Source organism: Acidobacteriota bacterium (genome assembly GCA_034211275.1).
Taxonomy (GTDB): domain Bacteria; phylum Acidobacteriota; class Thermoanaerobaculia; order Multivoradales; family JAHZIX01; genus JAGQSE01.
In genome coordinates this window covers 111,799-134,361 of record JAXHTF010000001.1, presented here as the reverse complement: position 1 = coordinate 134,361, position 22,563 = coordinate 111,799, and the positions used below count along the sequence as shown (strand labels likewise).

Genomic DNA, 22,563 nt, shown 5'->3' with positions numbered 1-22,563 from the left:
CCGTGCCGGCGGCTGATGCGTAACCTCAGGTTCAGGATTCCTCCGCCTTGCCCGCCAACATCTGGCTCAGGGCTTCGTCCAGGTTCTCCTCGCTCATCTCCTCGATCCGCCGGAGGAGCTCCTCGTCGCTGGCGTCGAGACTCTCCGTCTGCGCTTCCCGCACCGCCGTGGAGAGACCGGCGACGGTGGGCTCGGCGAAGAGTCGGCGCAGGGGCAGCTCGGTGCCGAAGGATTCGAAGATGCGTGAGGTGACCTGGGTGGCGAGCAGGGAGTGTCCTCCCAGCTCGAAGAAGTTGTCGTGGACCCCCACCTCCGGCAGCCGTAGGACCTCGCGCCAGATTTCCGCCACCGCTTCCTCCACCGGATCCCGCGGCGCCACGAAGGGCGCGCGGCGGGAGCGGGCGCGCTCCGGCTCGGGCAGGGCCTTGCGGTCCACCTTGCCGCTGCTGGTGGTGGGCAGGGCGTCGAGGGAGACGAAGGTGCTGGGCACCATGTAGGCCGGCAGATGCTGCGCCAGAAAGGCCCGCAGCTCGGAGACTTCCAGCTCGGTGTGATCCGATTCGGGGCCGGCCGGTTCGGAATCTACCCCCTCGCCTCCGGTGACCAGATAGGCCACCAGCTGGGCGTCGCCGTCCTGAGCCGGCGGTGCCGTCACCACCGCCTGGCGGATCCCGGGGTGGCGCAGCAACGCCGCCTCCACCTCGCCCACTTCGATGCGGTAGCCGCGCACCTTGACCTGATGGTCGGCGCGGCCGAGGAAGATCAACCGCCCCCGGCCATCTCGGCGTACCAGGTCGCCGGTGCGGTAGAGGCGTCCGCCGGCTTTCCCGGCGCGGGGGTCGGGCACGAAGGCGGCGGCGGTGCGCGCCGGCAGACCGCGATAGCCGCGGGCCAGGCCGGGGCCGGCGAGGTAGAGCTCGCCGGTGACTCCCAGAGGTACCGGCTGATGATGGCGGTCGAGAACCTCCAGCCGCGCTCCCGGCAGGGGCTGTCCCAAATGAATGGGCCACTCTTCGCCCCGGGAGCCTTCCGAGTCCTCCGCCGGCGGCTCGGAAAGAGCGGGGATGCGCGCGGTGGCGATCCACACTGTCGCCTCGGTGGGGCCGTAGAGGTTCCACACCTCCGGCGCCACCGCGGCGAGGCGGCGGGCCAGGGGCCGGGGCAGCGCCTCGCCGCCGCACAGCACTCGCAGGCCAGTGGGCAAGCCAGCGGGGTTGCCCCAGCCGGATTCCAGCAGCTGATGCCAGCCGGCGGGGGTGGCCTGCATCACCGTCGCCCCCACGTCCTGCAGCCGCCGTCCCAGGGCGTAGGGGTCGGCGGCGGTCTCGGCGTCCACCAGTGCCAGCCGGGCGCCGCGGGTCAGCGGCAGGAAGAGCTCCAGCAGCGAGATATCGAAGGTCAGGGTGGTGATGGCCGCCAGGGTGTCGCCGGCGTCGAGGCCCGGGCGCTCGGCCATGGCGTCGAGGAAGGCCAGGAGCGAGCGGTGGCGGACCTCCACTCCCTTGGGTCGACCGGTGGAGCCGGAGGTGTAGAGCACGTAGGCGAGGCTGTCGCCGCGGGCGGGAGTTTCCTCCTCCGAAAGGGCTGCTTCCGAGGAATCCGCAGTCGACACGTCCTCCAGCACCAGGCGCTGGGTCGAGGGTCGGCTCGGCGTCTGCCCCTCGGGGCCCTGGGCGTCGAGGGCTTCGGCGCTCGCCCGGTCGGCGAGCAGCAGCCGCGCTCCGGAGTCTTCCAACACCTGGGCGCGCCGGCGCACCGGGTGACGGGGATCCAGGGGCACGAAGGCTCCCCCGGCGGCGGCCACCGCCCACAGCGCCGCCACCAGACGGCTGCGGCGCTCCAGCGCCACCGCCACCGGCGATTCCGGTCCGATCCCTGCAGCCCGCAGGCGGGCGGCGAGGCGCAGACTGCGGTCCCGCAGCTCGCCGTAGGTGGTCTCGCCGTCGGCGTCAACGATGGCCACCGAATCGGGATGCTCGTCGGCCACCGCCCGGAGGCGCGTCGCCAGCGTCTCGTCGCCGGTAGCCTTGGGCTCGGTCGGCGCGGGCCCGGGGGCGAGCTCGTGGCTCAGCTGGTGCTCCTGGGCCGGCGTCAGCAGGGGCAGGCGGGAGATAGGCGTCGCTGGATTCTCCACCGCGGCGGCTAGCAGGCGGTGCAGGGCGCCGGCCCAGCGCTCGACGGTGGTGGCGTCGAAGAGATCCCGCCGATAGGAGAGCTCCCCCGCCACCGCTTCTCCCCGCTGACTCAGGGAAAGGGTCAGGTCGAAGGGTGCGGCGTCGGTGCTGAGATCCCAGGGCAGAAGCGCTAGGTCCGGCAGGTGCAGCGGCTCCAGGGGCGTGTTCTGGAGGATGAATAAGACCTGGAAGAGGGGGCTGCGGGAGAGGTCGCGGTCCGGCTGGAGCTCCTGCACCAGCAGCTCGAAGGGCAGCTCCTGATGCCCCTGGGCTTCCAGGGACGTCTCCCGCACACGCTCCAGCAGCGCGCCGAAGCCCAGATCGCCAAGACTCCGCTCGAAGCCGGCGTCGACCCGCAGCACCAGGGTGTTGACGAAGAAGCCGATGAGCCCCTCGGTCTCGACCCGGGTGCGGCCCGCCACCGGTGAGCCCACCACCAGATCCGTCTGCCCCGTCAATCGATGGAGCAGTGCCTCGAAGCCCGCCAGCAAGACCATGAAGAGGGTGGCGCCGGAGCGACGGGCGAGGCGTTGGAGCTCGGCGGAGAGCTGCGCCGGGAGCTCGAGGCGCACCTCACCACCGTCGGGGCTGAGCACCGCCGGCCGCGGCCGGTCCGTGGGCAACTCCAGGTTCGGGGTGCGGTCGCCGAGGCGTCGGCGCCAGTAGCCGAGCTGGTCTTCGAGAACCTCGCCGGCCAGCCACCGCCGCTGCCAGGCGGCGAAGTCCGCGTATTGAATCGGCAATTCCGGCAGCTCCGGTAGCCCTGGCAATCCGGAAAGCTCGGCGTCGTCGGCGTCGGTGTCCCGGCACCGCCCCTGGTAGAGGGCGCCGACCTCCCGCACCATCACCCCCAGGGACCAGCCGTCGGCGGCGATGTGGTGCACGGTGACCACCAGGCGGTGATCCTGCGGGGCCAACCCGGGATCACAGCGCAAGAGCAGGACTCGCAGCAGGGGCCCCCGCGACAGGTCGAAGGGCCGCCGCGCCTCCACCTCCGCTAGTCGTCGGGCTTCGCGCTCCCGGGGGCCTGCCGGCAGCCCGCCGAGGTCGACGGTGGGGAGGGCGATGGACGCTTCGTCCTCGACCACCTGGCGGGCCTCGCCGCGGTCGCTCTCGAAGCGCGTGCGCAGCACCTCGTGGCGCCGGAGCAGCTGGGAAAAGGCGCCGGCGAGGGCCTCGGGCTGGAGCGAGCCTTCGAGGCGCAGCCCGAAGGGCAGGTTGTAGACCGGCGTGCCGGGCTCCAGCTGGTCGAGGAACCACAGGCGCTGCTGAGCGAAGGAGAGGGGCAGCGCGCCGTCCCGCTCCACCGGCTCGAGGGGCGGAGCCGTCTCGTCGCCGGCCGCTTCTGCCGGCGCGTCCTCGGGCTTCTCCAGCGCCGCCGCCAGCCCTGCCACCGTCGGCGCCTCGAAGAGTCTGCGCACCGGCAGGTCCCGGCCGAGGACGGCGCGCACCCGCGCCAGCACCTGGGTGGCCAGCAGCGAGTGACCGCCGAGCTCGAAGAAATCGTCGTGGCGGCCGATGGGGGCGACGCCCAGGAGCTGTTCCCAGATCTCCGTCAGCCGCCTCTCGGTCTCGCTGGCGGGGGCTTCGAAGGGCGCGCCGGTGGCGGGCCGTGGAGCGCTGGGACTCGCCGCCGGCGGGGCGGTCTGCTCGGGTCGCGACAGGGCGGCCCGAGGGTCGCGCGGAGCGAGGGTCGCCCGCGTCAGCCCCGGCAGCGCCAGGGCGTGATCGAAGAGCACCAGCCACCGCTCCGGCCCCCCGGTCTCGAATCGGCCTCCGCCAGCCGTCAGGGGCAGGGTCAAAACTCGCCAGGAGGAGCCTCCCCGGGCCTGGTGCTCGCCCCAGGCCATGGCCTGTTCGGCACGCAGGAGCGCCGGCAGGCTGCTGCCGTAGACCTCGGCGAGATCCTGCAGCAAGACCGCCCGGCGGGGCGCGACCTGTTGGACCAGCTCATCCAGCTGCGCCAGCTGCCGACGGCCCCGCTCCAGCCCCCGGGCCGCGGCGTCGACATCCACCGTACCCAGATCGCTTGTCTCCGAGAATTCCTCGGTGGACCCTTCCTCGCCGGGGCGGCGGTGGAGCCAGAGATCGATGGGCCCCAGGGTCGCCGCCGCTCGCTCCAGCGCCGCTGTGGCCACCGCCTCCGCTCCTGCCTCGCCCTCCGGCGGCAGAGTCTCCTGCCAGAGCTGCCGGGCGCTGGCCTCGATGGCTTCGAGGAGCTCCGTGGTCTCGGTCGCGGCTTCGCCGCCGGACGTCTCAATACCCTGGGAGATCGTGTTGCTGGAGACCGTGCCACTGGAGACCGTGCCACTGGAGACCGTGCCGCGGGAGAGCAGCGCCAGGCGCAGCGGTCGCCGGCGGGCCAGCGCCAACACCAGGGCCAGCAGGGCCGGATCCTCGGCGCCGGTGCAGAGCACGGTCTCGATCCCCTCCTCGCCATCGGCGTCCGGTGCGGGCTTTTCTTCCGTGAGGTTTTCCGGTGCGCTCTCCAGCCGGCTGCCGGCGCTCCACCAGAAGCTGCCGCGCTGGGCGTTGCGGGGATCGTTTGCGGCCTCGCTGGCGGTGGCCAGCGCTGCCTGCAGGTGCCGGGCGAGATTCTTGCCCGGCGCCGGCGGCAGATCGACGCAGCGGGCCGCCAGCCCGGCTCGGCGAAGCTGCGTCGCCAGCGCCGGTGCAAGCCAGGCTTGGGTTATCGGAGTCTCGTCGCCGAAGACCTCCTCCTGGCCACGGCTCAAGAGGATCACCGGGCCGAGGCTCTCGGCATGTCGCGCCAGGCTTTGGGTCAGGCGGAGCGCGGGCAGGGTTTCGAATTCAGCTTCGCCGGCCTGCCAGCCGGCGGTGAGCCAGAGCACTCCGCGCCCTTCGCCGTCTCCCGGATCCTCCAAAGCCCCCTCGATGAGCTCCGGCAAGGGGGCCTCGGGGCCGGCGACCAACCATCGTGGTGGCTCCACCAGGTCTTCCAGGGCCGGGGCGAGCCGCGGATCCAGCTCCCCGTTCGGCGCCAGCACCAGCCAACGGCGGGGCACTTGGTTCTCGGCGGTGCTGCCCTCCGCCTCGTTAGCCTCCCCCTTGTTGCCCTCCCCCTTGTTCAGCGCATCGCCCTGGCGCCAGGTGGGCAGGTGCAGGTAAATCTGCTGGTCCGTCTCCGCCGGAGCGGATCCCTGGACCCAATAACGATGATCGTCAAAGCTGGTCGGGGGCAGCGGAACCCGGCGGCCGGCGGCGGGCAAACGGCGCCAGTCGAGAGCGCCGCCGGCGAGCCAGACCTCCGCCGCGGCCCGGCGGGGCTCCCGGGGCTCTTCGCCGTCGCGCTCCCGGGGTAGAGAGGCGATGACCTGCACTGTGCTGGTCCTCGCCACCATCCGGCGGGCCAGCGCCGAAAGGGCGCGTCCGGGGCCGACCTCCAACAGCAGTCCGGGGGAGTTCTGAGAGGGACTGCCTTGGTCGGCGTCGTCCTGTTCGAGCAGCCGTTTCAGAGCTGGCCCGAAGCGCACCGTATTGCGCAGGTGGCGAACCCAATACTCCGGGGAGGTCGCTTCCTCGGCGCTCAGCTCCTCGCCGCTGGCGTTGGACAGGATCTCCGCCCGCGGCGGCCGCAGCGGCACCGCCGCCACCTCGCGGCGGAACTCGTCCAAGACCGGATCCATCATCGAGCTGTGGAAGGCGTGGGAAGTGCGTAGCCGGCGGCTCTCGATGCCGCGGGCTTCCAGCGCTTCCGCCAGCGCCGCCATGACCTCGTCGGGGCCGGAGGCGACGATGGCTTCCGGCCCGTTCTCCGCCGCCAGGTCCACCGCCGAGACCCACTCCCCGTCCATCTCCTCCAACAATTCGCGGAAGCGCTGCGGCGAGAGGCTCAAGGCCAGCATGGTGCCGGCGGGCAGGCGCTGCATCAGCTCGCCGCGCCGGGCCACCAGCCGCAGGGCGTCTTCCAGCGCCAGCACGCCGGCGCGCTGGGCGGCGACGTACTCCCCCAGGCTGTGACCGAGCATCACATCCGGAGCCACGCCCCAGCTCTCCCACAGCTCGGCCCAGGCGTAGGAGAGGGCGAAGACCGCGGGCTGGGCGAGGCGCGTCTGGGCCAGCGCCTCGTCGCTGGCGCCCTCGCCGTAGAGAGCCTCGAGGAGCGATTCTCCCAGGGGCTGGCGGAGGATCTCGTCGCAGCGCTCCAGCGCCTGGCGGAACACCGGCTGGGAGTCGAAAGCTCGGCGGCCCATGCCGGCCCAGGCGGTGCCCTGGCCTGGGAAGAGGAAGGCGGTCCAGCGGGCGCGGCCGGTTCTCTCGGCGCCTCGGACCCGGGCGGGCTCTCGGCCCTCCAGGGCGGCCAGGGTCTGCTCCCGGGTCGAGGCGAAGATCACCCGCCGGTGCCGGTGGCTGCGCCGCCCCACCGCCAGCGTGTGCTCCACATCCGCCAGAGATAGCTCCTCATGCTCCTGCAGGTAGGCCGCCAGCCCCTCCGCCGTGTGCTCCAGCGCCGTCGCCGTCTTCGCCGACAGCACCAGCGCGTGCTCTCGTGGCTCCTCCGAAGTCTCTTCGGCAGCGGGCCGCTCCGGCGCCTGCTCCAACACCACGTGGACATTGGTGCCCCCGAGGCCGAAGGAGCTCACCCCCGCCCGCCGCGGACCCTCCGGCTTCGGCCACTGGGCCAAACCCCGGGGAACGAAAAACGGGCCTCGGTCCCACGGAATCTGCGGGCTCGGCTCTTCGAAGTGCACCGTCGGCGGGATGACCCCGTGACGCACCGCCAGCACCGCCTTGACGAAGCCCGCGATCCCCGCCGCCGTGTCCAGGTGCCCCAGATTGCTCTTCACCGAGCCCAGGGCGCAGCTGCCGGGCGGGAGCTGCGAGCCGAGGGAGCCGTAGGCGCGGTTCAAGGCGGTGATCTCGATGGGGTCGCCGAGGGCGGTGCCGGTGCCGTGGCCTTCGACATAGCCGACGGTGGCGGGGTCGATGTCCGCTTCCTCCAGCGCGGCGCGGATGGCCAGGGCCTGGCCCTCGACGCTGGGGGCGGTGTAGCCGACCTTGCGGTGGCCGTCGTTGTTGAGGGCGGAGCCGCGGATCACCGCCAGGACGGTGTCGCCGTCCTCCAGGGCTTCGTCGAGCCGGCGCAGAACGACGGCGGCGACGCCGTTGCCGCCGATGGTGCCCTGGGCGCCGGCGTCGTAGGGCCGGCAGCGGCCGTCGGGGGAGTTGATGCCACCCTGCTGGTAGGGGTGGGGCATGGCCTGAGGCACGCGCACCGAGCTGGCGCCGGCGAGGGCCAGGTCGCATTCGCCAGCCAGGAGCGCCCGGCGAGCCATGTGGACGGCGGTGAGGCCGGTGGAGCAGGCGGTCTGGACGAGCATGGAGGGTCCGGTGAGGCCCAGCAGGTAGGAGACGCGGGTGGCGAGGTGATCCTTGTCGTTGCCCAGGATCATGGGCCAGGGGGTGTCGAAGCCGCGCTGGCGCAGGTGGGGGAAGACGTTGTGGAGTAGATAGCCGGCGAGGCTGGTGCCGGCGAAGACGCCGATGGGGCCGGCGGTCTCGTCGGGGTGGCCGGCGCGGTCGAGGGCCTGGGCGGCGACCTCGAGGAAGAGCCGGTGCTGGGGATCCATGAGCTCGGCTTCCCGGGGGTTGATGCCGAAGAAGGGCGCGTCGAAGCGGTCGATGTCGTCGAGCCACCCGCGGCGCTTGACCAGGTGGGGGTCGTCGAAGGTGTCGGGGTCGAGGCCGGCTTCTTCGGCGAGGGCCTGGAGCTCCTGCGGGGAGATATCGCGGACGGCCTCCTGGCCGGCGAGGAGATTCTTCCACAGCTGATCGGCGTCGGCGGCGCCGGGGAAGCGCCCCGCCAGGCCGATCACCGCCACGGCCTCGTCGCCGCGGGGAGCCCGGCGACGACGAGACGGCCGCGCCTCCGAAGCCTCGGTTCCTGAAGCGGGGGCGCGCACCACTCGGCGAGCCAGGGCGGCCACCGTCGGATGCTCGAAGAGTTCCACCAAGCTGAGCTCCGCCTGGAAGGTGCGTTCGATCTCCTCGTGCACGCGGATGGCCAGGATCGAGTGGCCGCCGAGGTCGAAGAAGTTGTCCTCCAGCCCCACCTCGTCCAGCTCCAGGGCGCGGCGCCAGATCTCGGCGATGGTCTTCTCCGCCTCGCTGCGGGGCTGCACCAGCTCGGTGGCCAGCTCCGGGCGCTCGCTGCTGGGCTCCGGCAGGGCCTTGCGGTCCACTTTGCCGTTGGGGGTCAGGGGCAGAGCGTCCAGGAGCATCACCACCGCCGGCACCATCACCGCCGGCAGCGCCTCGCCGGCCCGCCGCCGCAGCTCGTCCACGGTGAGAGAGGGATCTTCTCCGTGGCTCTCTTCGGGCACCACGTAGGCCATCAGCCGGCCTTCGCCGCTGCTGTCCCGGCGCACCACCGCCACCGCCGCCGCCACCTCCGGCAGCGCTTCCAGCACGGCTTCCACCTCCCCCAGCTCGATGCGGTGACCGCGCACTTTGACCTGGAAGTCCATGCGGCCCAGGTAGTCCAAAATGCCCTCGGCGCGCTGGCGCACCTGGTCGCCGGTGCGGTAAAGCCGGGCGCCGGGGACCGCGGCGTAGGGGTCGGGAACGAATCGTTGGGCGGTGAGGGCGGGGCGGTGCAAATAGCCTTGGGTGACTCCGGCGCCGCCGATGGCCAGCTCCCCCGGGGCGCCCAGGGGTACCAGCCGCAGCCGGTGGTCGAGGACCCGCAGCTGGGTGTTGGCGATGGGGCGCCCGAGATGCACCGGGCCGGTATCCCGTGGTCCGGCATCGACGGCGGCGACGCTGGACCAGATGGTGGTTTCCGTGGGGCCGTAGAGGTTCCACAGCTCGGCGCCATTGGCGCGTAGCTGCTGGGCCAGCTCCCGGCCCAGGGCTTCGCCGCCGCACAGCTGGCGGAAAGGTGGCCGGGCGCGGAAGCCGCTGGCAGTGAGCAGCCGCCAGGTGGCGGGGGTCGCCTGCATCACGGTGGCGCCGCTCTCCTCCAGCAGTTGGCCCTCCAGCAGCTGGCGCAGCCGCCGGCCTTCGGAGGCCTGCTGGCGGTCGGCGAGGACCACCCTCGCCCCCACCGTCAGCGGCAAGAAGAGCTCCAATACAGAAATGTCGAAGGACAGGCTGGTCACCGCCACCAGCACGTCGTCGGCTTCGAGCCCCGGCTTTCGGGCCATGGAAGTGAGGAAGTTGACCACCGCGCCGTGGGGCACCATCACGCCTTTGGGCTTGCCGGTGGAGCCCGAGGTGTAGATGGTGTAGGCCGGCGACTGGGGCAGGGAGAGCGATGCCTCTTCGGCGTCCTCGCCAGCCGAATCTCCCGAGGCCAGTAGCTCTTCGAGGCTGAGGACGCGGCAGCCCTCCGGCGCCCGGGCGCCGAGCTCCGAGCCGGCCTCCGCCAGCACCAGCTCGAGGCCGGCGTCGTCCATCATCAGTGCCAGCCGCGCCGCCGGGTAGGCCGGGTCCAGGGGCACGTAGGCGGCGCCGGCGCGCAGCACGCCGAGGAGCGCCACCAGCAGCTGCGGCGTCCGCTCCAAGCCCAGGCCCACGCGGTCACCGGGGGCCACTCCGGCGGCGATCAAGGCCGCGGCGACGCGCCGGGCTCCGGCCATCAGCTGGCGGTAGGTGAGCCGCTGCTCGCCCTGGACCACCGCCGGCGCGTCGGGGGTGCGCCGGGCCTGGGCCGCAACCAGGCCGTCGAGGGTTGTCTCCTCCGGCGGTGGCTCCACCGGGCCGTCCCAGGCCACCAGCAGCTGATGCCGTTCCGCTGCCGACATCCAGGGCAGAGCGTCCAGCGACCGTCGGGGATCCGCCCCCACCTCCTCCAGTAGGCGGTGGAAATGCCCGAGCAGGCGCTGGACATCCGCCGCCGACATGCGCGTGCGGTCGTACATGATGCTCATGGGCAGGGTCTTGCCCTGGCGCAGCACCACCGTCAGAGGGTAGTTGGTGCGCTCCCGGGCGTGGTGGCGGACGATGCGCAGGCCGCCGGCGGCAAGGCCGCGGCCGGCCAGGTCCTGGGTCGCCTCCTCTCGGGTCACCGACTGGGACTCGCCCAGCAGCAGCGGATCCACGGGATAGTTCTCGTACACCAGCAGGGTCTCGAACATCGCCTGCCCGCGGGGCATGGAGCTCCAGCCCTGGATCTGATGCAGTGCCAGATGCTCGGTGTGGCGCAGCTCCGCAAGATGGCGCTGCAGTCCCTGGATCCAGTCGAGGAAGCTCTGCTGCCGGGGCAGCCGGGCGCGAAGAGGCTGGGTGTTGATGAACAGACCGACGGTGGCCTGGGCTCCCGGCAGCTCCAGTGGGCGGCCCGCCACCACGGTGCCGAAGAGCACGTCGCCGCGGTCCTGGTAGCGGCCCAGGAGCAGCGCCCAGACGCCTTGCACCAGGGTCGCCAGGGTGACGCCGCAGCCGCGGCCCAGGACGCCCAGGGCGGCGGTGGTGGACCATGGCACCTCGTGCGCCAGATCCCCCCAGCGTGCTTCGCCGGTGGCGGCGGGATCCTCCGGCGTGCCGTAGTCGAAGACCGCCGGCTCGCCGAGACCCGCCAGCTCCTGGCGCCAGGTGGCCTCCGCCGCCTCCTGGTCCTGGCGCCGCAGCCAGGCGATGTAGTCGCGGAAGCGGGGGGCGGGATCGAGAGGCAGGGAGGAGCCGTCCACCAGTGCCTGGTAGCGCCGCAGCAGCTCCTGGAAAAGCAGCGACACCGACCAGCCGTCCACCACCAGGTGATGGCGGGTCCACAGCAGCTCGCTGTCGCCGTCGGACCAGCGCAGCAGGGTCATGCGCACCAGCGGCGGACGGGTGAGCTCGAAGCCGCGGCGCTGATCCTCCCGGAAGACCTGGGAGCGGCACCGCCGCTGGTCCTCGGGGCCGAGGCGCCGCAGGTCGATCTCGATGAAGGTGGGCTGGGGGCGGCGGTCCACCACCTGCACCGGTTCCTTGAGCTCCTGCCAGCGGAAGGAGGTGCGCAGCACGCCGTGGCGCTCGGTGACCTGGTGCCAGGCCCGGCGCAGGGCGGCGACGTCCAGCGCCCCCTGGAGCTGGAAGCTGATCTGGCCCACGTACATCCCCGAGCCCGGCGTCGCCAGGGAATGGAAGAGCATTCCCTGCTGGGTCGGGGATAGGGGGTAGAAGGATTCGATGTGCTTCTTGCGGCTCATGCTGCCCGCCCTTCCTGGACCGTACCCGGCCCCCCGAGGGCTGCTACAGTCCTCTGGCCATGGCGGATTCCACTCCCACTCCCACTTCCACTCCCGAGGGCGCTCCGAAGCTGTCGCCGGAGGAGGCGGTGCGGGCCCTCTCCCGGCGCCGGTTGATCCTCACCTGCACCACCGGCCGCAGCGGCACCGGCTTTCTCACCGCCGTCCTGGGCCTGGTGCCCGGTCTCGCCGCCCGCCACGAGCCGCGGCCCTGGCTCACCGAGGTGATGCGCGAGGCACAGCAGGATCCGGATCTCGCCCGGCGTTTTCTCCTCGAGGAGAAGCTCCCGGCCATGGCGGCGGTGGAGGGTAAGCTCTACGCCGAGACCAGTCATCTCTTCTGCAAAGGCTTTCTCGAGCCCCTGGTGGAGCTCGGGCTGCGGCCGGATCTGGTGATCCTCTCCCGGGAATCCCGGGCGGTGGCACTGAGCATGCTGCGCCTGGAAACTGTCCCTGGCCGCAGTGTCCAGGGGCTGCGCTGGTATTTGTCGCCGGAGGATCCCCATGTGTTGCCGCTGCCCGGCTGGCAGGAGCTGACGGACTACCAGCTGTGTTTTTGGTACACCCAGGAGATCGCCCGCCGGTGCCGGCACTACGAGAGCTGGTTCTGCGCCCGGGATCTGCGGGTGGCGCGCATCGAGCTCGCCAGGCTGCGCACCGTCAGCGGCTTCGCTGGCCTGCTGCGGGATCTCGATCTGCCCCGCCCCGGTCTCTACGCTTGGCTGCGGCTGGCGGTGAACCGCTACACCCGGGTCAACTCCAAGCGCCGGGAGAAGGTCGACGCAGCGCCCCCCGGCGACCTCGACGCTCAGGAGCGCGAAGTGCTGGAGCGCATCGGTGCCTCCGGGGGCGATGGCTGACTCAGGGCGGGTCATGGCGGCTTGATTCCTCACGTCGTTCTCGCTCTTCGAACAGCTTTCCCGGTTCCACCCGCAGCGCCCGCCGGGCCGGCAGATAGCAGGCCAGCAGGGCCACCGTGCCCAGCACCACCGGCACCAGGACGAAGGTGCCGGGGTCCAGCGCTTGCACTTGGTAGAGTTGGCTCTCCAGCAGGTGGGCGAAGGCGAAGGCCAGAGCCAGGCCGAGGCCCAGTCCGAAGGCCACCGGCAGCAGCCCGCGCTCCAGCACCCGCCGCAGGATGTCCCGGGAGGTGGCTCCCAGGGCCATGCGGATGCCGATCTCTCGGCGCATTTGTTGGGTCAGGTAGGCCTGGACGCCGTAGATGCCGAAGGCGGCGAGGAGGGTCGCCAGCAGGGCGAAGAGCCCCAGCAGGACGACGCTGAAGCGTTCCGTGGCCACCGACCGTCCCACCGCCTCTTCGACGGTGCGCAGGTTGGCCACCGGCAGGCCGGGGTCGAATTGCTGCAGCGTCCGCCGCACCGTTTGCACCGCCGCATCGGGACCGCCGGTGGTCGAGAGCACCAGGCTCATGGACGGCCACGGCCGCTGCAGCATGGGCACGTAGATCTCCGGCCGCGGGCTCTGGTCGAGGCTGAAATGGTGGACGTCGCCGAGGATGCCGACGATCTCCCGCGGTACCTCCTCCGCTCCGTCGCGAATGAACAGACTGCGCCCCAGGGCGTCGCCGTTGGGGAAATAGCGCTCGGCGAAGGTGTGGTTGACCATCGCCACCCCCGGCAGGGCGGAGTCGAAGGCGGTGAAGGTGCGGCCCCGCAGCAGGGGAATGCCCAGGGTCTCCGCATAGTCGACGCTGATGCGCCGGTACTCGGCTACCAAGGCATCTTCCTGGCCGGCGCCCTCCTGACCGCTGATGATGAAAGAGCGGCTGCCGTCCTCGCCGCTCATGGGCAGATGGGAGGTGGCGGCGGCGGCCTCGATGGTGGGCTCTTCCCGCAAGCGCTCCAGCAGCCGGTGCAGGAAAGCGCCGGGATCGTCGCCCTCCGACAGCCGGGACGACGGCACCGAGAGATCGAGGGTCACCAGATTGCGCGCCGAGAACCCGGGATCCACTGCCACCAAGGCGGAGAAGCTGCGCAGAAGCAGGCCGGCACCGATGAGCAAGACCACCGCCAGGGCGACCTCGGCGGTGATCAGGGCGGTGCGCAGGCCGCGCCCCGCTCCTCCCTTGCCCTGGGAGCGGCCGGCACTCCCCAGAGCCTGGGTCAGATTCACCTTCGAGCCGTGGAGCGCCGGAATCAAAGAGACGGCGAGGCCGGTGAGCACGGACAGGGCGAGGGCGAAACCGTAGAGACGCCAGTCGAAGGCGACCCGGTCGAAACGCGGTACTTCCACCGGGGTCAGGGCGCGCAGGCCCTCGATGCCCAGCCAGGCCACCGCCAGACCGACCACCCCGCCCAGCAGTCCCAGCACCAGTCCTTCCACCAGCATCTGGCGCAGCAGCCGGCCGCGGCTGGCGCCCAAGGCGGCGCGCACCGCCATCTCTTGGTGCCGAGTGGCTCCCCGGGCCAGCAGCAGGTTGGCGACGTTGGTGCAGGTGATGAGCAGGACGCAGCCCACCGCCAGCAGGAGCACCATTAGCGCCGGCTCCACCGCCCCCACCAGCTCCTGCCGCAGCGGCACCACCCGGGCGCCGTGGCCGGTGTTGGTGTCCGGGAAGGTCGCGGCCAGCTCCTCCGCCAGGCGGCCCAGTTCTTCCTCCGCCTGCTGGAAGCTCGCCTGCGGCGCCAGCCGCCCCACCACCGTCAGGAAGTGAGCCTGGCGGTTGGCCCGCCCTTGGGGGGACGGCGCGTAGACCACCAGCACGTCGAAGCTCTTGCCCAGGAAGAGGAAATCCGGGGGCAGCACCCCCACCACCTGGCCCACGGTGTCGTCCAGGCGCACGGTGAGGCCTTCCAAGGGGGCCGCTCCCAGCTGGTTCTGCCAAAAGCCGTGGCTGACGATGACCACGTCGGCGGCGCCGGTCTCGGCGTCGGAGGGCGCGAAGCGGCGGCCCCGCAGCGGGCTCACTCCCAGGGTCTGGAGCAAATCGGGGCTGGCGATGAGCCCGGCCAGGCGTACGGGGAATTCGTCGCCGGCGAAGTTGAAGAAAGCCTCGGTATAGGCCGAGAGGGCGCTGAAGCTCTCCGCCCGCTCGCGCCAGTAGAAAAAGTCCGAGGGGGTCACCAGGTAGCTCTGGTCGCCCACCTGGGGCCGCTGCTCCCAGACCACCGCCAGCTCCTCCGGGTCGTCGAAGGGCAGAGGCTGAACCAGCACCGTGTCGACGATGCTGGTGAGGGCCGTGGTGGCCCCCAACCCCAGCGCCAGGATGCCGATGACGACGCCGGCGAAGAACGGGGAGCGGCGCAGGGCGCGGAGACTGAAGCGCAGGGATCGCATCATGAGGCGGGCCCTCTGGTGGAATTCTGACCGGTCGGTTTCTGACGAGTCGGCTTCTGGCGGCATAGCTCCTGGACCAGGACCTGTGCCAGGACCTGGAGCTGGGGCGGCGAGAGCATGGTGGTGTGGCTGCCGGGAACGATGCGGTGCTCGATGCCGCCGCGGGCGAGGTCGCGCCAGCCCAGCAGCTCCTCTTCTTCAGTCTCTTGCCGGGACGAGATGCGCGGCGTGAACAGGTGCAGGGAGCCGGCGTAGGGCTCCGGAGCATAGGCCCAGGCGGCCCGCCGGATGGCGACGAAGACCCGGTAGAGCCGTCGGTAGGTTGCCTCGCCAAGGCTTTGGGCGGCCCCCGGAGCGCGCTCCTGGAGCCGCTCCCAGACCAGGTCGCCCCAGCTTTCGGGAGAGGTCTCCTGAAGCTCCTCGGGGGCGATCTGCAGTCCCAGCTCGGCGGCGAAATAGTAGGTCGCCACGCCGTCCACCCACCGCGGGTCGGCGTCCCGCTGGTGGCGCCGGGCGACGGTGTCGAGGATCCCCAGCCAGGCGACGTTCTCGCCGTCCCGGTGCAGCTGCTGGGCCATCTCGTAGGCCACCAGCCCGCCGATGCAATAGCCTGCCAGGTGATAAGGCCCGGAGGGCTGACGGCGGCGCACCGCCTGCAGGTAGCGACGGGCCATGGCCTCGATGGTCTCCAGGGGCTCGACGCTGCCGTCCCCCACCCCTGGGGCCTGGAGCCCGAAGAGAGGCTGGTGCGGGGCCAGCTCCCGGGCCAGCTCACGGTAGTTGAGCAGATGACCGCCGCCGGGATGCACCAGATAGAGCGGCGGGCGCTCGCCGTCCGGCTGCAGCGGCACCAGTACCTCGCTGCGGCGCTCCTCCGGTGCCAGCTCGGCGCCCAGCACCACCAGCGGCTGCATCTCCTCCACCGCCCGGGCCAGGGCTGCGACGGTGGGCTCGCGGTAGACCTGGGAGAGAGGGATCTCGACCCCCGCCATCTCCTGGATCTGCGCCACCAGCTGCATCATCAAGAGCGAGTGGCCGCCGAGGGCGAAGAAGTCGTCGTGGATGCCCACCCGCTCAAGCCCCAGCAGCTCGCGGAAGATGCGCTCCAGCCGCCGCTCCTTGGCGTTGCGGGGGGCCTCGTAGGGCCGGTCGCTCAGGGAGCGGTCCCGGGGCGGCGCCGGCAGGGCGCGGCGGTCGATCTTGAAATTGGGAGTGCGGGGGAGCTCGCCCAGCACCACGAAAGCCGACGGCACCATCATCTCCGGCAGCCTCCGGCGAACGCGGCGCTGGAGCTCCACGGGGTCGATCTCTGCGCCTTCGGCAGGAGCCACGTAAGCGACCAGACGCACGTCGCCGATGGACTCAGCAGAGGTGCCCCCGGAGGTCTCCGAACGTGCCACCACGATGGCCTCCCCCACCTCCGGGGACTCCAGCAGGCAGCCCTCCACCTCCCCCGGCTCGATGCGGAAACCGCGGATCTTGATCTGCTGATCCGCCCGCCCGGCGAAGGTCACCTCGCCGCCGGGGGTCAGCCGGCCCAGGTCGCCGGTGCGGTAGCAGCGGACGCCAGTCTCGGGATCGGTGAAGAAGCGTTGGGCGGTGAGGGCGTCGTCTCCCAGATAGCCGAGGGCCAGATGGGGAGAGCGCACCACGATCTCCCCCACTTCGCCGATGCCCGCTGGGCGGCCTTCGCCGTCCAGTACCAGCAGCTGGGCTCCCGGCATGCCGCGGCCCAGGGGCAGCACCTCGTGCTCCGCCGCCTGGGCGCCGCCGGTGTCGACGGCGACGCGGTGATAGCTCACTGCCCGCTGGGATTCGGTGGAGCCGAACATGTTGATGCACTGCACCTGCGGCGCCATGGCTCGCAGGCGGGCGACGTCGTGGCGCCGCAGCCGATCGCCGACGAAGAAGACCCGCCGCAGCGCCGGCAGCTGGGGGCCATGACCCAGGGCCTGGGTCAAGAGCTGGCCCATGGCAGGGGTCAGGTGGCTCACCGTCACGGCGCTCTCGGCGAGCCAGCGGGCCAGAGCCACCGGGCTCTCCATGGCTTCGGGCTCGGGGATCACCAGGGCGGCGCCGATCATCAGCGGGGTGAAGAGATCCCGCTGCAGCGGGTCGTGGGCCAGCCCCGAGAGCATGGAGATACGGTCGTCGGCGCCGAGCTGGAAAGCCCGCGCCTGCCAAGGCATGAAATGGCTCAGGGAGCCGTGGCGCCCGAGCACCGCCTTGACGCCGGTGGAGCCGGAGGTGAAGGTCACACAGGCGGGGTCGTCGGCGCCGCGGGGGACGTCTTCGAGCCCAGCTTCCTCCGCGCCGAGCTCCGGAGGCACGGCAGCGACGGAGATTCGCCGGCCGTCGGGAAGATCGCGCAACAAAGCGTCGAGCTCCGCGGGCTCCGGTCCCGCTTCCTCCAGGCTCAACCACGCCGCCGGCGGTGCCAGCTCGAGCATGGAGAGCAGACGTAGTGGCGGGTAGGCGGGGTCGAGGAGCATGAACACTCCGCCGGCCCGCAGCACCGCCAGCACCGCCGCCGCCACCGCCGGGCTGCGATGGGCCCACACTGCGACGATCTCACCGGGTGCCAAGCCCCCCGACCGCAGCCGGCGGGCCAGGGCGCCGCTCCAACGGTCCAGCTCCTCATAGCTCCAGCGGCGCTCGCCGTGGAGGATCGCCGGGCGCTGGGGGTCCTCCTCGGTGCGCTGCCGGAAGAGCTCCGCGACGGTGCCGCGGAAGGTATCCGGGAGGACCGCATCGGGGGAGCTCTCCGGCTCCTCCAGCAGGGCCTCTTCTCCCGGACCACGGAGTCTGATGGAGGAGAGGCGATTCTCCGGCCGCCGTACCGCCTGCCCCAACACCGTTGCCAGCTGGCCCGCCATGCAGGCCATGCGCACCGAGTCGAAGAGGTCGGCGTTGTACACCCACACCAGCCGCAGGCGATCGTCTCGCTGGTTGGCGTAGAGGGTGATGTCGAACTTCGAGCTCACCTCCGGCGTGCTGGAGAGGTCCATCTCCAACCCCGGTACCTCGCGGCGCTGGCTGGGCAGGTTGAGCAGATTGAGGAAGACGCGGAAGAGCGGCGTGCGGCTCAGGTCGCGCTCCGGCTGTAGCGATTCCAGCAGCTGCTCGAAGGGCAGGTGCTGGTGGGCGTAGGCGCCCCGGGCGGCCTCTGCGGCGCGCTCCAGCAGCTCCAGGAAGCTGGGGTCGCCGCCTAGATCCAAGCGCAGCACGAGGGTGTTCAGGAAGCAGCCCACCAGGCGCTCCGTAGCCACGTGCTCGCGCCCCGCCACGGGGGTGCCGACGGCGATGTCGTGGCCCCCCAGGTGGCGGGCGAGGACGACGTCGAGGCCCGCCAGCAGCACCATGAAGAGGGTGCCGCCGGGCACGCGGCGGGCCAGCCGCTGCAGCTCGGCGGTGAGCTCCGCCGGCAGCTCCAAAACTTCCTGGCCGGCGCGGAAGGTCTGCACCGCCGGCCGGGGGCGGTCGCTGGGCAGATCCTGCATCGAGGACAGCCCCGCCAGCCGCTGGCGCCAATAGTCCAGCTCCCGCCGAGCGAGGCCGCCGGAGCCGAGCACCTGGCGCTGCCAGCGGGCATAGTCGGTGTATTGCACTTCCAGGGGGGGCAGGCTCGCCGCCGTCCCTTTGACTTCGGCCGCGTAGAGCTCCGCCAGCTCCTCCAGCAGCACGCCGATGGACCAGCCGTCGCCGATGATGTGGTGCAGGGCGAGGAAGAGCTCGTGGTCCTGCTCCGAGCGCCGCAGCAGCGAGGCGATCCACAACGGGCCATGGGCGAGGTCGAAGCGATGCTTCTTGTGCCGGGTGGCCAGCGCCAGCGCCGCCTCTTCCAACGCTGACCCCTCAAGGGCGGAAGCGTTGATGGTCTCCAGCTCCGTCTCGGTCCTGTCTTCGGGCGTGGGCGCCGGCAGAACCCGCTGCACGGGGCGTCCGTCGACGAAGGCGAAGACGGTGCGCAGGCTCTCCTGGCGCTGCGCCAGCTGATTCAGAGCGCGGCGCAGGGCGCCAACGTCCAGGGCCCCCCGCAGGCGCACGGCGGCGGTGAGATTGTAGGCGGGGTTGCCGGGATCGAGGCGATCGAGGAACCACAGCCGCTGCTGGGCGAAGGAGAGCGGGGCCTCGCCCTCGCCGCCTGGACTCTCCGGCGAGGCGAGGAGCGGCGGCAGGTCGACGGAGCTATCTTCGGTGGCGGGCTGGGGGGCCTCCAGCCGCCGCGCCAGCTCGCCCAGCACCGGGGTCTCGAAGAGCATTTCCAAGGGCACCGTGCGGCCCACCAGCCGGCTCACCCGCGCCATGGTCTGGGTGCCCAGCAGCGAGTGGCCGCCGAGCTCGAAGAAGTCGTCGTGGAGCCCCACCGGCGCTACCCCCAGCAGATCCTCCCAGATCGCCGCCAGCGCCTTCTCCAGCTCTTCGGTGGGGGCGGCGAAGGGGGTGGAAATATGCCCCCGAGAGCCGGCGGCACTCTCCCTAGTCGCGGAATCCGGTGGCCTGCTGACCGCTGCTGCGGCAGTGGTGGAGCGAGGTGCCGGCCGGGGAGGCTCGCCCAGGGACCAGCGGAAGCGACCGTAGAGAGCACCCCGCCGCAGGGGGGCTGCGGCGCAGAGCTCGTCGGCGACGCGCTCCGCCCAGGCGGTGTCGAGGAGCTCGGTCGACGGTGGCAGGTCCAGTCGGTGAACGCCGTCGGCCTCCAGCACCTCCTTCAGAGCCTCGCAAGAGCTCTCCTCCTCGGCACTGCCGGGGTCTGGATTCTCTGGAGCTCCGAACACCGCCTCCCGGCTGCGGGTGAGCCACCAGCTCGGGCCGTCACGGTCTGCCATTGCCGCCGCCAGCTCCGGCGACGCGGCCGCCGGCGAGTCCCAGCCCGAGCCCAGGAGGACGAGACCAACCCCAGCCTCGGAAGCCGACGGATCCGCATCTGTTGCCGCCGCCAGGACCTCGTGACCCCGGGCTTCCAACGCCGCCGCCAGGCGCGCTGCGCTTTCGCCGCCGCCGCATAGCCACCAACGGCGACGGGGGCCTAGAACTGGGCCTGCGTCGAGACGTTGCCACCGGGGCTCCGCGTCGGACTCGCCGAGACTCGGGGTGGGCACCGCATCGTCGCCCCTCCCCATCTCGACGGATCCCCGAACCCAGAATCGATGATCGTCGAAGGCGGTCGGCGGCAGGGGAATCCGGCGGGCGCCGGGGCTGCTCCACCGCCATTCGAGGGTGGCGCCCTGGAGCCAGGCCTCCAGCGCCGATTGCCGGTCCTGACCCGCCGCTTCGCCGATGCGGGCCGAGGCTTCCCGTGCCACTACCGCTTCCCGCATCCGGTCGGGGTCTCGGCCCTCCAGGGCGGCTAGCGCCTGCTCCCGGGTCGAGGCGAAGACCACCCGCCGGTGCCGGTGGCTGCGCCGCCCCACCGCCAGCGTATGCTCCACAGCGGCCAGAGAGAGCTCTTCATGCTCCCGCAGGTAGGCTGCCAGCCCCTCCGCCGTGCGCTCCAGCGCCGTCGCCGTCTTCGCCGACAGCACCAGCGCGTGCTCTCGTGGTTCCTCCGAAGTCTCTTCGGCAGCGGGCCGCTCCGGCGCTTGCTCCAGCACCACGTGGACGTTGGTGCCCCCGAGGCCGAAGGAGCTCACCCCCGCCCGCCGCGGACCCTCCGGCTTCGGCCACGGGCTCACGCCCCGGGGAACGAAAAACGGGCCCCGGTCCCACGGAATCTGCGGGCTCGGCTCTTCGAAGTGCACCGTCGGGGGGATCACCCCGTGGCGCACCGCCAGCACCGCCTTGACCAAGCCCGCGATCCCCGCCGCCGTGTCCAGGTGGCCCAGATTGCTCTTCACCGATCCCAGGGCGCAGCTGCCGGGCGGGAGCTGCGAGCCGAAGGAGCCGTAGGCGCGGTTCAAGGCGGTGATCTCGATGGGATCGCCGAGGGCGGTGCCGGTGCCGTGGCCTTCGACATAGCCGACGGTGGCGGGGTCGATGTCCGCCTCTTCCAGGGCGGCGCGGATGGCCAAGGCCTGGCCCTCGACGCTGGGGGCGGTGTAGCCGACCTTGCGGTGGCCGTCGTTGTTGAGGGCGGAGCCGCGGATCACCGCCAGGACGGTGTCGCCGTCTTCCAGAGCCTCGTCGAGCCGGCGCAGGACGACGGCGGCGACGCCGTTGCCGCCGATGGTGCCCTGGGCGCCGGCGTCGTAGGGCCGGCAGCGGCCGTCGGGGGAGTTGATGCCGCCCTGCTGGTAGGGGTGGGGCATGGCCTGGGGCACGCGCACCGAGCTGGCGCCGGCGAGGGCCAGGTCGCATTCGCCAGCCAGGAGCGCCCGGCGAGCCATGTGGACGGCGGTGAGGCCGGTGGAGCAGGCGGTCTGGACGAGCATGGAGGGTCCGGTGAGGCCCAGCAGGTAGGAGACGCGGGTGGCGAGGTGATCCTTGTCGTTGCCCAGGATCATCGGCCAGGGGGTGTCGAAGCCGCGCTGGCGCAGGTGGGGGAAGACGTTGTGGAGTAGATAGCCGGCGAGGCTGGTGCCGGCGAAGACGCCGATGGGGCCGGCGGCCTCGTCGGGGTGGCCGGCGCGGTCGAGGGCCTGGGCGGCGACCTCGAGGAAGAGCCGGTGCTGGGGGTCCATGAGCTCGGCTTCCCGGGGGTTGATGCCGAAGAAGGGCGCGTCGAAGCGGTCGATGTCGTCGAGCCATCCGCGGCGCTTGACCAGGTGGGGGTCGTCGAAGGTGTCGGGGTCGAGGCCGGCTTCTTCGGCGAGGTTCTGGAGCTCCTGCGGGGAGATATCGCGGACGGCCTCCTGGCCGGCGAGGAGGTTCTTCCACAGCTGATCGGCGTCGGCGGCGCCGGGGAAGCGCCCCGCCAGGCCGATCACCGCCACGGCGGTGTGTCCCTTCTGCCCGCTCATCGTCGGCAGCTCCCGCCCGGGTCGGCACCCTGGCTCTGGTTTAGACTTTGCTCATGAGCCCTGCCGAACCACCGCGCTTCACCGTCGTCGTGCCCACCTTTCGCCGGCCGCAGCTGCTGGCACGAGCCCTGGACAGCGTGGCGGCCCAGACCTGGGAGGATTGGGAGGCGGTGGTGGTGGACGACGCCGACGACGCGGCGACCCGGCGGCTGGTGGCGGAGCGCTCGCAGCGAGATCCACGCCTTCGCTACATCGCGCGGGCGACTGCCGGCGGTCCGGCGGTGGCTCGCAACGCCGGGATCGAGCTCGCTCGGGGTGAGTACATCGCCTTCCTCGACGACGACGACGAGCTGCTGCCGGGGATGCTCTCGGCGGTGCATCGGCGCATCGAGGCTTGGGATCCGCCGCTGGGGTTTCTCTGGTGCGCTCTGCGCATGGTGCGGGATCTGCCGGAGGGGGAAGCGCTGGTCGAAGAGCGGACCTGGGGCCCCCACTTCGACCGGCCGGCGGACGCGCCGCCGCGCACTGCCGACGAGCAGCGCCGGGCGGAGTACGACGCCAGCCGCATCGGCACCGGCTTCGGTCTGGTGGTGCGGCGGGATTTGCTGCGCGAGGTGGGTGGCCTCGACGACTCCCTGAGCTTCGCCGAGGACACCGATCTGCTGCTGCGGCTGGTGGCTACCGGAGAGCCCTTCGACGCTCTGCGGGAGGTGCAGGTCATCGTCCACCGCGTCGGCGCGGAGAGCCTGAGCAAGTCCACCCCATCGGCCCAGCGCATCGCCAGCCTGGAGCGGGTGCGCCAGCGCAGCGAGGCGTTGCTGCGCCGCAGTCCGCACCTGGAGGCCAAGCTTTGGGAGACCATCGGCCGCGAGCATTACCGCGCCGGGGAGGTGGGACCGGCGTGGCGCTGGGCCGCCCGCCTGCTGCGCCATCACCCGTGGACGGCCCACGCCTGGCGCATGCTGGCGCGGGCGGCGCTCACCCGGAACCGGCGCTGACCGG

General features: G+C 71.9%; 5 protein-coding genes. 2 read left to right on the top strand and 3 right to left on the bottom strand.

Annotated features, from left to right (window positions below):
• Positions 1-31: 31 nt before the first annotated feature.
• A complete protein-coding gene (locus SX243_00390; GenBank protein ID MDY7091406.1) occupies positions 32-11,326 on the bottom strand; it encodes an amino acid adenylation domain-containing protein in 11,295 nt (3,764 codons plus the stop codon).
• A 59-nt stretch (positions 11,327-11,385) separates the two neighbouring features.
• Between SX243_00390 and SX243_00385 the strand changes: the two genes are divergently transcribed.
• Positions 11,386-12,225 (top strand): hypothetical protein, encoded by an 840-nt coding sequence (locus SX243_00385; protein MDY7091405.1) that lies wholly within the window; start codon positions 11,386-11,388, stop codon positions 12,223-12,225.
• Between the two features lies 1 nt (position 12,226).
• Here the strand turns inward: SX243_00385 and SX243_00380 are convergent, their stop codons facing one another.
• Together SX243_00380 and SX243_00375 are read right to left on the bottom strand one after the other, a co-directional pair.
• Complete coding sequence (locus tag SX243_00380; protein ID MDY7091404.1) at positions 12,227-14,665, bottom strand: ABC transporter permease; 2,439 nt, start codon at positions 14,663-14,665, stop codon at positions 12,227-12,229.
• Complete coding sequence (locus tag SX243_00375; protein ID MDY7091403.1) at positions 14,662-21,561, bottom strand: amino acid adenylation domain-containing protein; 6,900 nt, start codon at positions 21,559-21,561, stop codon at positions 14,662-14,664. Before SX243_00375 ends, SX243_00380 begins: the two co-directional genes overlap by 4 nt.
• Before the next feature lie 53 nt (positions 21,562-21,614).
• Between SX243_00375 and SX243_00370 the strand changes: the two genes are divergently transcribed.
• Positions 21,615-22,559 (top strand): glycosyltransferase, encoded by a 945-nt coding sequence (locus tag SX243_00370; protein ID MDY7091402.1) that lies wholly within the window; start codon positions 21,615-21,617, stop codon positions 22,557-22,559.
• Positions 22,560-22,563 lie beyond the last annotated feature (4 nt).

Bases quoted from the DNA above. Each gene is read 5' to 3' on its own strand.
- SX243_00375 (MDY7091403.1), bottom strand. From the start codon at position 21,561: ATGAGCGGGCAGAAGGGACACACCGCCGTGGCGGTGATCGGCCTGGCG.
- SX243_00370 (MDY7091402.1), top strand. From the start codon at position 21,615: ATGAGCCCTGCCGAACCACCGCGCTTCACCGTCGTCGTGCCCACCTTT.
- SX243_00380 (MDY7091404.1), bottom strand. From the start codon at position 14,665: ATGATGCGATCCCTGCGCTTCAGTCTCCGCGCCCTGCGCCGCTCCCCG.
- SX243_00385 (MDY7091405.1), top strand. From the start codon at position 11,386: ATGGCGGATTCCACTCCCACTCCCACTTCCACTCCCGAGGGCGCTCCG.
- SX243_00390 (MDY7091406.1), bottom strand. From the start codon at position 11,326: ATGAGCCGCAAGAAGCACATCGAATCCTTCTACCCCCTATCCCCGACC.